The 12,831-nt window shown below is 46.6% G+C and carries 10 protein-coding genes; 6 read left to right on the plus strand and 4 right to left on the minus strand.

Features of this window, described 5'->3' with window-relative positions; genetic code table 11:
• The first annotated feature begins 4 nt into the window (after window positions 1–4).
• Complete coding sequence (gene gppA, locus LYZ37_RS14515; RefSeq protein ID WP_272785924.1) at window positions 5–1,495, plus strand: guanosine-5'-triphosphate,3'-diphosphate diphosphatase; 1,491 nt, start codon at window positions 5–7, stop codon at window positions 1,493–1,495.
• 81 nt (window positions 1,496–1,576) lie between these two features.
• On the opposite strand, the gene LYZ37_RS14520 is transcribed toward gppA, so the two are convergent.
• The 3 genes from LYZ37_RS14520 to recQ all read right to left on the minus strand — a co-directional run bounded on the left by LYZ37_RS14520 (window position 1,577) and on the right by recQ (window position 4,601).
• Window positions 1,577–2,248, minus strand: a complete 672-nt coding sequence (locus LYZ37_RS14520; protein ID WP_272785925.1) for a 7-cyano-7-deazaguanine/7-aminomethyl-7-deazaguanine transporter — start codon at window positions 2,246–2,248, stop codon at window positions 1,577–1,579.
• A 201-nt stretch (window positions 2,249–2,449) separates the two neighbouring features.
• Entirely contained in the window at window positions 2,450–2,770 is a 321-nt protein-coding gene (locus tag LYZ37_RS14525) for a DUF3630 family protein (RefSeq protein ID WP_171325824.1), read from the minus strand.
• Window positions 2,763–4,601, minus strand: coding sequence for an ATP-dependent DNA helicase RecQ (gene recQ, locus LYZ37_RS14530; protein ID WP_272785926.1), 1,839 nt, complete (start codon window positions 4,599–4,601; stop codon window positions 2,763–2,765). The genes LYZ37_RS14525 and recQ overlap by 8 nt, the downstream gene beginning before the upstream one ends.
• A gap of 162 nt (window positions 4,602–4,763) precedes the next feature.
• Between recQ and rarD the strand changes: the two genes are divergently transcribed.
• The 5 genes from rarD (at window position 4,764) to tpx (ending at window position 10,410) form a co-directional block, all read left to right on the plus strand.
• Window positions 4,764–5,678: an EamA family transporter RarD gene (gene rarD / locus LYZ37_RS14535; RefSeq protein ID WP_272785927.1), complete on the plus strand. Its 915-nt coding sequence runs from the start codon at window positions 4,764–4,766 to the stop codon at window positions 5,676–5,678.
• Between the two features lie 73 nt (window positions 5,679–5,751).
• A complete protein-coding gene (locus tag LYZ37_RS14540; protein ID WP_272785929.1) occupies window positions 5,752–6,546 on the plus strand; it encodes an AraC family transcriptional regulator in 795 nt (264 codons plus the stop codon).
• A gap of 73 nt (window positions 6,547–6,619) precedes the next feature.
• The gene (locus LYZ37_RS14545; RefSeq protein ID WP_272785930.1) at window positions 6,620–7,291 is read left to right on the plus strand and encodes a LysE family translocator; all 672 of its coding nucleotides are present in this window, start codon (window positions 6,620–6,622) and stop codon (window positions 7,289–7,291) included.
• A 109-nt stretch (window positions 7,292–7,400) separates the two neighbouring features.
• Entirely contained in the window at window positions 7,401–9,149 is a 1,749-nt protein-coding gene (gene ggt, locus LYZ37_RS14550) for a gamma-glutamyltransferase (protein WP_272785931.1), read from the plus strand.
• Window positions 9,150–9,912: 763 nt separating this feature from the next.
• Window positions 9,913–10,410, plus strand: a complete 498-nt coding sequence (gene tpx / locus LYZ37_RS14555; RefSeq protein WP_272785932.1) for a thiol peroxidase — start codon at window positions 9,913–9,915, stop codon at window positions 10,408–10,410.
• Window positions 10,411–10,484: 74 nt separating this feature from the next.
• Here tpx and uvrD read toward each other — a convergent pair whose 3' ends face one another.
• Window positions 10,485–12,656 (minus strand): DNA helicase II, encoded by a 2,172-nt coding sequence (gene uvrD / locus LYZ37_RS14560; RefSeq protein WP_272785933.1) that lies wholly within the window; start codon window positions 12,654–12,656, stop codon window positions 10,485–10,487.
• Window positions 12,657–12,831 lie beyond the last annotated feature (175 nt).

The following is a 12,831-nucleotide window of genomic DNA, read 5'->3' on the forward strand; positions in this document are numbered from 1 at the left end:
GTCTATGAGCCAAGCAGTTTCATCTCCGCTTTACGCAGCCATCGACCTCGGGTCGAACAGTTTTCATATGCTCGTTGTGCGTCACATTGATGGCAGCGTACAAACGATGGCTAAAATCAAACGCAAAGTTCGCCTTGCCGCAGGCTTAGACGAAAACAACGCGCTAAGCCTAGAAGCCATGCAACGCGGCTGGGACTGCTTGAGTCTATTTGCAGAACGACTGCAAGATATTCCTAAAGAGAACATTCGCATCGTGGGTACAGCAACTCTGCGTACCGCAACTAACGTGGACGTTTTTCTCGAAAAGGCCAATCAGATACTTGGTCATAAGATTGAAGTGATCTGCGGCGAAGTGGAAGCGGCGACCATCTATAAAGGGGTCGCACATACCTCTGGTGGTAGTGGTCGACGCTTAGTGGTTGATATTGGTGGTGCAAGTACCGAGCTTATTATTGGTGAAGGTTTTGAAGCTAAGGCACTGACTAGTCTGAAAATGGGTTGTGTCACTTGGCTGGAGCGCCACTTTAAAGATCGTCAGTTAACGGTCAGCAACTTCAACAATGCGATTCAAGCAGCTAAAGAGACACTGCAACCTATCTTGGAGCAGTACACTCAAATTGGCTGGGATGTATGTGTCGGCGCATCAGGTACTGTTCAGGCGTTGCAAGAAATCATGCTGGCGCAAGGGATGGATGAGGTTATTACTCACGCCAAACTGAAACGCCTGCAAAAACAAGCCATGTTAGCCGATCACCTTGAAGAGCTTGAGATAGAAGGACTGACCCTAGAGCGTGCATTAGTCTTCCCTAGCGGCCTTTCTATTCTCATCGCTATTTTTGAGCTACTTGAGATTGACTCGATGACACTCGCCGGTGGCGCACTTCGTGAAGGCCTAGTGTATGAAATGGTTGATGAACTTAAGCAAGACGACATTCGTGCGCGCACTATCTGTAGCGTTCAGAGCCGCTACCAAATTGACGTCGCCTACGGTCAGCAAGTTGCCAACATGGCGGCTAAACTGCTCGCTGAATGTCAGTCTGATTGGGTTGCAGAGTCGCACGGTAGTGTACTGCTTGAAACCGCAGCCAAGCTACATGAGATCGGTTTGACTATCGATTTCAAAAAAGGCGGCGAGCATAGTGCTTACCTGCTGCAAAACTTGGATTTACCTGGTTACACGCGAGCACAAAAGCATCTCTTAGGTGAACTCACGCGCCGCTATCGTGATCAGCTAACATCACTCCCGGAGCAGCATGCTTTATCCAGCAACAGTGCAAAACGTGTGTTGCGCCTGCTGCGTTTAGCAGTGTTATTAACTCATCGTCGTAACCCTGAGCTTGAGCCTAACATTACCCTAAGCTCTAACGATGATAAGCTGACCCTAACGCTAAAAGCGCAGTGGCTTAAAGACAACCCTTTGACCGCTGCTGAACTCGAAATAGAAGCAAACCGTCAAAGTGATATTGGTTGGCCACTCTCGATTGTTGAGTACTAATCTCAACTGAGCAATGTTCGAAAGATACAAAAAAGCCCGAGGAATAGTATTCCTCGGGCTTTTTCTTGTTGGTCATTTCAATTAAGACTTAGCGCCAACCACTTTAAAGTCAGGGTTCACTGCGGTGAGTTTCTTGACCAAGTAATTCAGCAATACGCCATACATAGGAACAAACAGACCCAAGCTGATGACTAATTTGAAGCCGTAGTCCACCAGCGCAATCTCAGTCCAATGCTCGGCCATAAACGGATCTGGGCTTTGATAGAAGGCAATCGCAAAGAAAGCGATAGTATCTAACGCATTACCAAATAGCGTTGAACATGTTGGTGCAACCCACCACTGTTTTAGCTGACGCAGACGGTTAAAGACATGAACATCCAGAATCTGACCCAGCAAATAAGCCATAAAGCTTGCGATCGCTATGCGCGCAACAAACAGGTTAAATTCCCCAAGCTGATTCAAACCTTGGAATGAACCTTCATAGAACAGAACAGATAAGCCGTATGAAACCGCCAGTGCTGGCAACATCACTAAGAAGATGATATGACGAGCAAGCTGAGCACCAAAAATACGAACGGTTAAGTCAGTCGCTAGAAAAATAAATGGAAAAGTAAATGCGCCCCACGTGGTGTGGAAACCGAAAACGGTAAAGGGCAGCTGAACTAAGTAATTGCTCGATGCAATAATGATCAGGTGGAACAGAACTAATAGAAAAAGGGCTTTGCGCTGCTGCGCAGGGGTAAAGTTACTCATGAGATACCTTTTTAGTTTGGTTTGGGGGTGAGGGAACCCAAATCGAATCCATTCCAAGCCAAGGAAAGACTCTTACCAACAATGTTAAAAGAAACTAGCCGCGATATGTTTGTGATAACGATCGCGGCGGGCGATTATACATTAACCAATTTGAGCTGCAACTGGCTAAGGCTACGCAATCGTTAGCGTATAAAAATCAGCTTAGAAACCTTTACTAAATAGTGAAGCCAGAAAATCGAGCTCTGGTTTGGATTCTTCAATAGCCAGTGCTTCAAACCAGATACTCTCACTGTAGTGCTCTGATTTTAAAAATAGCTGACAACCTTCAAAATCAATCAACCAAGAGTGGATATCTGCATCCCACTGCTTTTCGACCACTGAAGCCGATAGCAGTTTGACCAGTTTGTCAGCTAACTGAGGAAAGCTATCAAAATCAAACCGCGGAGCACGAATGATGATGCGCCCCTCTTCTACCTGATAATCAAGAAGACCAAATTCCGTTTGTGGTGTGACATCAGCCATGATTTGTTAAGTGCTCCTGAATAAGATCTAAGAATGGGTCGGCGTATTTTTCTAACTTGCGCTGCCCCACTCCGTTTACGGCAAGCATTTCACCGTAAGAGGTCGGTAGTATCTCTGCCATATCAATTAATGTCGCGTCACTGAACACTACGTATGGTGGTAGGCCATCTTCATCAGCAATGGCTTTGCGAAGCTTGCGCAACTTAGCAAATAACTTCTTATCGTAGTTTTTGCTCGACAGCTTGTCTGATTTAGCGGCGCGAGCGGCAGTATCAAGGCGTGGTACAGCAAGCTCTAACGACATATCACCACGCAACAGCGGCCTTGCCTCTTCCGTCAACTGCAAGGTGGAATTACGAGTAATATTTTGGAATAACAAACCTTTATGAATCAACTGACGAAAAACACTGACCCAGTAGTCATGGCTATTTTCACGTCCTAGCCCATAAGTCGACAGTTTGTCATGGCCATTTTCACGAATACGGATATTCTGCATGCCACGTAAAACTTCAACCACATAACCCATACCAAAGCTTTGATTAACCCTATACACGCAAGAGAGCGCTTTTTGAGCTTGCTCTGTGGCATCAAAGTGCTTAGGAGGATCGAGGCAGATATCGCAGTTGCCACATGGTTTCTCACGGTACTCGCCAAAATAATTAAGCAGTACTTGGCGGCGACAGGTTTGCGCTTCAGCAAAAGCACTCATTGCGTTTAGCTTGTGCGCTTCAACTTGCTTCTGCGGACCATCGTCTTTTTCATCCAACATGCGGCGCAACCAACTGATATCGGCAGGGTCGTAAAGCATCATCGCTTCGGCAGGCAATCCATCTCGCCCGGCTCGACCTGTCTCCTGATAATAGGATTCGATATTGCGTGGAATATCAAAGTGCACCACAAAGCGAACGTTGGGCTTGTTAATCCCCATGCCAAAGGCGACAGTGGCAACAACGATCTGAATATCATCACGTTGAAACGCCTCTTGGACGTAAGCACGCTCATCCGCTTCAAGACCTGCGTGGTAACTTGCAGCACGTAAGCCGTTGTTACACAGTTTTTCGGTTACCATCTCTACTTTCTTGCGGCTACCACAATAGATAATGCCGCAGCTGCCACGTTGGCCTTCAAGAAAACGAACTACCTGAGAAACTGGCTTATGTTTCTCGACTAGGGTGTAACGAATGTTAGGGCGATCAAAACTGCCAAGATAAGTATGCGGCTCGTCGAGTTGCAGGCGCTGCATAATGTCTTTGCGCGTCGCGTCATCTGCGGTTGCCGTCAGCGCCATGACTGGGATATGAGGAAAGTGCTGTTTGAGCTGGCCTAACGAAGCATATTCAGGTCTGAAATCATGCCCCCACTGAGAAATACAGTGCGCTTCATCAACCGCTATCATCGACAATGAGATGTTTTCCAGACGCTCAATAAAATCGCGCATCAGTACACGTTCTGGAGAAACATAAACCAACTTTAACGCACCAGAATGCATGCGATTATAAACGGAGATCAGCTCTTCTCGTGGCATGGTGGAGTTGACACACTCAGCGGCCACACCATTCGCTTTCAGTTGGTCTACTTGATCTTTCATCAATGAAATCAGCGGTGAAATAACTAAAGTTAGCCCCTCACGTGCTAAGGCAGGGATCTGATAACACAAAGATTTACCGCCACCCGTTGGCATTATCACTAAGCTATCTTGCCCAGCAACCGCCGACTCAATCACTTCTTGCTGACCATCACGAAAGCTCTGATAACCAAAAACATCCTCTAAGATGCTTTGCGGCGTCGGCAAATCGGCTGAAGGTGACTGGGCTAAAAGTGTCGAGGTCATGAACTATCTCAATAGAGTTGCAGGATGAGTGCGCGTCGAACGCAAGAGGCACATTGTAGTGGGGTTTAAAGGTGAATAAAACCGCAAATTGTTAGGTGAATCGGATTATGCTCCTTATACTGCTTGTTTCAATTTGTAAAAATTATGATCGAGTAAAGATAAATGACTCCAGAAGAACAACAGCGAGCGAAACAGGGTGTCTTTCTTGCCATTGGGGCATACACCATGTGGGGCATCGCACCTATCTACTTCAAGGCTTTGGCCGAAGTCTCCCCATTAGAGATTTTAAGTCACCGCGTTGTATGGTCTTTCTTCTTACTCGCTGCCCTGCTTCACTTTGGTCGTCGTTGGCGAAATGTACGCGACGTGATCAAGTCGAAACAAAAGCTGCTTTATTTAGTGACTACGGCGGTTTTAGTTGGTGCTAACTGGCTGATATTCATCTGGGCGGTGAATTCCGATCATATGCTCGATGCCAGTCTGGGTTACTACATCAACCCATTGATTAACGTACTGTTGGGGATGCTCTTTTTGGGAGAAAGGTTACGTAAACTACAGTGGTTTGCCGTCGCACTCGCCGCTTGTGGAGTGTTGGTCCAACTATTTGTGTTTGGCTCAATCCCGATTGTTGCGATCACTTTGGCGCTGACTTTTGGTTTCTACGGCCTATTGCGTAAAAAAGTCAGCCTTGAAGCGCAAACTGGCCTGTTTATAGAAACTTTGGTGCTACTGCCAGCCGCGGCTATCTACTTGCTGTGGATTGCTGACAGCCCAACGTCACACTTGACCGAGAACTCGCTCGACCTGAACTTACTACTCATTTCAGCAGGTATCGTGACTACCTTGCCGCTCCTTTGTTTTACTGGTGCAGCCACTCGCTTAAAGCTATCAACCTTAGGCTTCTTCCAATACATAGGCCCTAGCTTGATGTTTTTGCTTGCCGTACTTGTATATGGCGAAGCTTTCACTCTCGACAAAGCGATTACCTTCGCCTTTATTTGGGGCGCCTTAGTTATCTTCAGTTTTGACGGTCTAAGAAATAACAGGCAGTCGAAGAAAGCGACAAAAGCGCACTGATCGTTTTTTACAAGACAAATCGCTTACCCACATATAAGCTTGATGAAATACTCATCAAACTTTGTTTAGTTTTATGGATAAGGTCAACTACCACAGTACTGAGAACAAAGAGATCAGCCTGATTGAAGCAAACTATCAGTCGTTCGCTTTTTCACGCCACTATCATCTTGATTTTCATATTGGTCTTATCACGGGCGGACAACAAAAGTTCCACTATAAAGGTGCTAGCCATCACGTTGGTGAAGGGCAATTGGTCATCATGCCTCCTGATGAGCTGCATGATGGTAAATCCATGTTGGAGTCCGGTTATCAAACCCGAGTGTTTGCACTTGACCCTGCGTGGTTTAGTGACCTTGCTCAACTAAAACAACCGAGTGACTTACTGCACTTCAAGCAACTGATAATTTCCGATCAGAAAGTGTTTCAGCCCCTTTCTCAACTGCACCAATTGCTAACAGACAACAACGTCAGCCAACTGGCAAAAGATTGCTTACCTTACGAAGGTTTTGAACGCCTGTTTAGCCACTACGGCAGTTTAGAGCAAAAACGCGCGGTCCCTTTGGGTAACCAATCTATGGCTACCTTAAAAGAGTATTTGTTAGACAATCTCGATCAGCCAGTACGATTAGAGCAACTGTCACAGCTGTGTGAGCTGAGCCCAACCCAGTTTCAACGCCATTTTAAAGCCAAAATCGGCTTAACTCCCTACGCATGGTTGAGTCGTCTGCGTATGGAACAAGGAATGAAACTGCTTAAATCCGGAGTGAGCGGTACTGAAGTAGCACATCAGGTGGGTTTCTATGATCAGGCCCATTTTAGCAAAGCGTTTAAGTCCACTTACGGCGTTAACCCTTCTCAAATCAGCTAGTGTCAGTTTTTTACAATCTTTCACTGGCAATCCATAGCACACTAAAGCTATCTAAAATCATCAATCGAGTCCGATGAACGAAATAACTATCCTCACCACCTTAGCCGTGGTTCACTTTGTTGCTCTTATGAGCCCAGGCCCTGATTTTGCCTTAGTGGTACAGAATGCGACACGCTATGGTCGTCAAACTGGGCTGTATATTGCTTTGGGTCTTTCGTGTGGCATCTTACTGCATTCCATTCTAAGCCTAACTGGCATCAGCTATCTGGTTCACCAACAGCCAACTCTATTTGCTTTGCTTCAGCTCGCTGGCGGTAGCTACCTTTTCTATCTTGGCTATGGCGCCCTTAAAGCGAGTTGGACGAGCTTGCGTAACGCGAAAGCAAATGAAAGCGCTTCTGCAGAGCAGCCAAGCCTGCTCCTCGGCAGCAAACGCGAAGCTTTTTCGCGCGGCTTTGCAACCAACATCCTTAACCCAAAAGCATTGGTGTTTTTTGTCAGCCTTATGTCGAGCCTTGTACCAGCCAGCATGTCATTAACCGGAAAAGGGCTAGCACTGATGATCTTATGGAGTATCTCATTGCTGTGGTTTTCCTTTCTCGCTTGGGCTCTCTCCACCCAACGTATGCAGCGTAAGATCAAAGCAATGGCCCACTACGTCGATGGGTTATGCGGTATTCTGTTTACCGTGCTTGGACTTGGTATTCTTTGGCAATCTACCACGGCGATCACTGCTCTGCTTTAATCCATTGGTGTCTAAAATTTGATTCAAGATTACAATTTGATAACAAACCCTTAGACCTAAACCTCTTCCACTGTCACTCTTGGTCTGCATAAATAAAAAGGAGAACAAGATGCAGTGGAAACTCAAATTTCTAACCACATGTTTGCTTGCAACGTCAGCGACAACCTGGGCCAACCAAGCAGCCGACTCTGTAGCGCCCGAGCACAGTAGTGGTCTAGAGAACAAACAACTGGTTACCGCCAAAGAATGGATGGTGACAGCAGCGAACCCAATCGCTACCCAAGCGGGCGCAGATATTCTTGCCAAAGGGGGTAACGCGATTGATACCATGGTCACCACCCAGCTAATGCTAGGTTTGGTTGAACCACAATCTTCAGGTATTGGTGGTGGCGCGTTCCTTGTCTATTGGGACGCCAAAAGTCAGCAACTTACCACGTATGACGGCCGAGAAACGGCTCCACTCGATGCGACACCTCGTCTATTCCAAGACGACAATGGCGAACCACTGAAGTTTTACGATGCAGTGGTAGGCGGACGCTCAGTAGGTACGCCGGGTACCGTCAAGTTGATGTGGGATACACACCAAAAATACGGCAAACTAGCATGGTCAGACCTTATCCAACCTGTTGTCGACGTTGCCAAACAGGGCTTTGAGATCAGTCCACGCCTAGCGACACTGATAGAAAAAGATGCCGAGCGTCTAAGCCGTTTTGCCACCACGAAAGCCTACTTCTTCAATTCTGATGGCTCACCTAAAACGGCGGGTACCTTACTCAAAAACCCGGAGTATGCAGCAACACTCGCTGCAATTGCTAAAGGTGGCGCGCAAGCTTTCTACCAAGGTAAAATCGCGGAAGATATTATCGAAACGGTACAAAGTGCCCCGGGTAACCCAGGGGTACTCGCACAGAAAGACTTTAATGCGTACTCAATAAAGCAAAGAGACGCAGTATGTTCGGTTTACCAAAGCTTTGATGTCTGTGGAATGGGGCCGCCAAGTTCAGGCGCTCTGACTGTTGGCCAAATCTTAGCGATTACTGAGAACTTCGACCTCAAGGCTTGGGGGCCGGATAATGCAAAATCATGGCAAGTGATTGCAGATGCCTCTCGCTTAGCCTTTGCCGATCGCGGTATGTATATGGCAGATGAAGACTTTGTGCCGATGCCAACCCAAGGTCTGCTTGATAAAGAGTATCTAAAACAGCGCGCACAACTCATTCAACCGGGTAAAGCTCTAGAGTCTGTGAGTGCAGGTAGCCCACCTTGGAGCTATGCACTGCGTCAAAGCATGGATGAATCCATCGAACTGCCTTCAACCAGCCACTTCAATGTGGTCGATAAACAAGGCAACGTGGTGTCCATCACCACAACAATTGAGAATGCATTTGGCTCACGTTTGATGACCAATGGCTTCCTACTCAACAATGAGCTGACCGATTTCTCTTTCCGCTCCCATAAAGAAGGTAAGCCAATTGCGAACCGTTTAGAACCAGGAAAGCGTCCACGTTCATCAATGGCACCAACCATCATCATGCAAGATGACAAACCATATATGGCTATTGGCTCACCAGGTGGCAGTCGTATTATTGGTTATGTCGCACAAGCCATTATTGCCCACACTCAATGGGGAATGGATATTCAGCAAGCAACCAACCAACCTCACCTGTTAAACCGTTTCGGCACTTTAGACGTAGAGCAAGGTACTAGCGCGGAAAAATTCAAACCTCAACTAGAGGAAATGGGCTTTAAGGTCAATGTTCGCGATCTGAATTCAGGATTACACGCTATTTTACTGCAAGATAACCAATTGCAAGGCGCCGCTGATCCACGACGAGAAGGTACAGCAATCGGTAAATAGAGTAGATCGACTCACTTGCTTGTGCGAGATCTCTCACAAGCAAGTGAGTAAAAATAGCTTTTTGGCTGAGAAAAATGTAAACAACAATATCTAAGCCACTGTTTTATAAAGATACGCATAAAACATAAACGAATTTTTATGTAGAAAAACGTTTACCTTATATTGCTGAAATTCGTTAGACGAGTAATATGAATGGTGTCGGAAGGATGCTGACACGGAACAGGAAATTACCACGGATTAGGTAATCTTCAGGAAGAAGATACGGTTGCTTAGGATGAGTAATCGGCATGGAAAGCGAATTGGACATTGAACGGACGCAATAGTAACTAGGATGGTTGCTACTAAGGATGGGAAATGGACACCTCTGGACGAGGAAAGGACTTATCATCAGGATGATGAAAAGGACACCGCTCAAGGAACAAGCGAAGTGAGCTAACGAGGATGATTGTTAGCAGACCAGGATAGGGTCAAGGACACCGCTAGGATGGCGATGAATGGACTAAGCTGAAGGACGTCAGCATACTATCAAGGATTAGATGCATGGAGCACCTATAGTAGCCGGATTGCTGCGAGTAAGACTATAACCCCGACGGGCTCACGCCCTCGGGGTTTTTCTTAATCTAAGCCAACCTGATTTGAACCAATCCCCTACTTACATAAAAATTCACACTTTGAAAGTTCACTTTTTCACCACTTGTACGTAATGTGTTTAGCATGGAACTCACTTAGTTTCATAACCACACGTAAAACAAGGACTATTTTCATGTCACAAGTTACTTTTCAAGGCGCTGCTGTACCTGTTTCTGGCTCTTTTCCTGCGAAGGGATCTCAAGCCAGTGCATTTTCTCTCACCGCAGGCGATCTTTCTGAACTGACTCTTGGTTCACTGAAAGGCAAAAAAGTCATTCTGAATATCTTTCCTAGCATTGATACTCCAGTATGCGCGCAAAGCGTTCGTGCGTTTAATGAAAAAGCGGCAAGCAAAGACAATACGGTTGTACTGTGTATCTCAGCTGACCTGCCGTTTGCCGCAGCTCGCTTCTGTGAATTGGAAGGCATTGAAGGCGTGCAACACGCTTCAACATTTCGCTCTCCGGAATTTGCTCAAGATTATGGTGTCGCCATCTCAGAAGGTGCACTTGCAAGCTTAACAGCCCGTGCCGTAGTGTGCGTAAATGAAGAAGGCCTGATTACTCACAGTGAGCTCGTTGCAGAGATCACTGAAGAACCAAACTATGATGCCGCACTAGCATCACTGTAAGTTGTTACTCAAAAAAAGAGCTGCCCTGTGGCAGCTCTTTTTGTAGGAAATTGAACATGTAGGAAGTAATGTACTTACAGCGTTTCTAGCTTCGCATAAGCAGTGACTAACCATTTGATGCCTTCACCGTTAAAGGCGACTTGTACACGACTTTGTGGACCACTGCCTTCAAAGTTGATAATGGTACCCTCACCAAACTTAGGGTGCATAACTCGCGAGCCCAAACTAAAGCCAGTTTCATTGAAACTCTCTTTAACCACAGTCTGACTAAAGCGACCTGAGCTTGCCGGACGACTCACCTGCGCTTTCATACGCACTTCATCAAGACACGTCTCTGGCAATTCACGAATAAAACGGGATGGCTTATGGTACTTATCCTGACCGTATAAACGGCGCATCTCTGCATACGTGATGTAGAGCTTTTCCATTGCTCGCGTCATGCCGACGTAGCAAAGGCGGCGCTCCTCTTCCAAACGCCCTGCTTCTTCCGCAGACATCTGGCTTGGGAACATGCCTTCTTCAACACCGACCATAAACACAAGTGGGAACTCTAGACCTTTTGCACTATGCAGTGTCATGAGCTGAACGGCATCTTCAAACTCGTCAGCCTGACCTTCACCCGCTTCCAACGCGGCATGAGTCAAGAAAGCCGTCAGTAGGGTCATTTCTTCCGCTTCTTCTGGCTTTTCAAACTGTCGGGTCGCCGTTACCAGCTCTTCCAAGTTCTCAATGCGAGCTTTAGACTTCTCGCCTTTTTCTTGCTCGTACATAGCGAACAAGCCTGAGTACTTGATGACGTGGTCGGTTTGCTCATGCAATGACAACTCACATGTGTCATCTTCTAAGGCGTTAACCAATTCAACGAAGCGGCTTAAAGCTCCAGCAGCACGACCAGCTAAGACTTTCTCATCAAGGAGCGCAACGCTAGCTTCCCACATAGTGCAACCGCGATCGCGCGCAGCAAAACGAATCGTCTCTAGCGTTTTATCCCCTAAGCCACGAGTTGGCGTATTCACCACTCGCTCAAAAGCCGCGTCATCGTTACGATTGGCCATTAAGCGCAGATAGCTAAGTGCATCTTTGATTTCTTGGCGTTCGAAGAATCGCATACCGCCATAAATACGATAAGGTAAGCCTGCCTGAATCAACGCTTCCTCGAGTACACGTGACTGGGCGTTATTTCGATACAGCATAGCGGCATCATTCAGCGCTCCGCCTTTGTCTTGCCATTCCTTTATCTTATTCACGGCAAAGCGAGCTTCATCCAACTCGTTATAGGCAGAGTAAACAGAAATTGGCTCACCTTCCGCGCCGTCCGTCCACAGCTCTTTACCCATTCGCTCAGTATTATTGGCAATCAGGGTGTTCGACGCCTCTAGGATGGTTTTTGTTGAGCGATAGTTTTGCTCAAGACGAATGGTGTTAACGCTTGGGAACTCTCGGGTGAATTTCTCAATGTTCTCGATTTTTGCTCCGCGCCAACCATAGATAGACTGATCGTCATCACCCACAATCATGACATGAGACTCGGGCCCCGCCATCATGCGTAACCAAGCATACTGAATATTGTTGGTATCTTGGAATTCGTCGACCAAGATATGCTTGAATCGAGCTTGATAGTGCTCTCGAACAAACTTGTTATCACGCAATAACTCATGGGCACGAAGCAGGATTTCAGCAAAATCGACCAGACCAGCTCGATCACAAGCTTCTTGATAAGCCGTATAAAGCTGCAAGTAAGTTTTAGTAACGGGATCGTGATAAGCATCAATATGATTCGGGCGTAGACCTTCATCTTTTTTGCCATTGATCCACCAGCTAACCTGACGCGCTGGCCACTGTTTTTCATCAAGGTTTTGCGCTTTTATCAAGCGACGCAATAGGCGCTGCTGATCGTCTGTATCAATGATCTGAAAATCTTCAGGTAACTTGGCATCCAGATAGTGAGCACGAAGGATACGATGACAGATACCATGGAATGTACCGTTCCACATGCCCGAAGCACTACCCATCATTAGCTCTTCAATACGCCCGCGCATTTCCGCCGCCGCTTTGTTAGTGAAGGTCACCGACATAATAGAGAACGGCGAAGCTTGCTCAACAGACATCAACCACGCAATACGATGCACTAGCACACGTGTTTTACCACTGCCTGCGCCAGCCAATACGAGTAAGTTTTCTAGTGGTGCAGCCACGGCTTCACGCTGCTTGTCATTCAGACCATCGAGAAGTAAGGAAGGATCCATTGTGTGCTCAGTTACTGGTTATCTATACATGAAATGGCATTATACCCGAGTGACCTCAAGATGCTAGGTGCAGGGATAAGCAACTGAATTTGCCGCTATTGGTACTTTTTAGGCTTCCAACACAAAAAAATAGAAAAAAAACCAACTGTTAAAAGTCTGTTAAATCAATAAATTA

Source organism: Vibrio tubiashii (genome assembly GCF_028551255.1).
Lineage (GTDB): Bacteria > Pseudomonadota > Gammaproteobacteria > Enterobacterales > Vibrionaceae > Vibrio > Vibrio tubiashii_B.

What these genes read in the sequence shown, in the direction of transcription:
- gppA (WP_272785924.1), top strand. Translation starts at nt 5, where the DNA reads ATGAGCCAAGCAGTTTCATCTCCGCTTTACGCAGCCATCGACCTCGGG.
- LYZ37_RS14520 (WP_272785925.1), bottom strand. Translation starts at nt 2,248, where the DNA reads ATGAGTAACTTTACCCCTGCGCAGCAGCGCAAAGCCCTTTTTCTATTA.
- LYZ37_RS14525 (WP_171325824.1), bottom strand. Translation starts at nt 2,770, where the DNA reads ATGGCTGATGTCACACCACAAACGGAATTTGGTCTTCTTGATTATCAG.
- recQ (WP_272785926.1), bottom strand. Translation starts at nt 4,601, where the DNA reads ATGACCTCGACACTTTTAGCCCAGTCACCTTCAGCCGATTTGCCGACG.
- rarD (WP_272785927.1), top strand. Translation starts at nt 4,764, where the DNA reads ATGACTCCAGAAGAACAACAGCGAGCGAAACAGGGTGTCTTTCTTGCC.
- LYZ37_RS14540 (WP_272785929.1), top strand. Translation starts at nt 5,752, where the DNA reads ATGGATAAGGTCAACTACCACAGTACTGAGAACAAAGAGATCAGCCTG.
- LYZ37_RS14545 (WP_272785930.1), top strand. Translation starts at nt 6,620, where the DNA reads ATGAACGAAATAACTATCCTCACCACCTTAGCCGTGGTTCACTTTGTT.
- ggt (WP_272785931.1), top strand. Translation starts at nt 7,401, where the DNA reads ATGCAGTGGAAACTCAAATTTCTAACCACATGTTTGCTTGCAACGTCA.
- tpx (WP_272785932.1), top strand. Translation starts at nt 9,913, where the DNA reads ATGTCACAAGTTACTTTTCAAGGCGCTGCTGTACCTGTTTCTGGCTCT.
- uvrD (WP_272785933.1), bottom strand. Translation starts at nt 12,656, where the DNA reads ATGGATCCTTCCTTACTTCTCGATGGTCTGAATGACAAGCAGCGTGAA.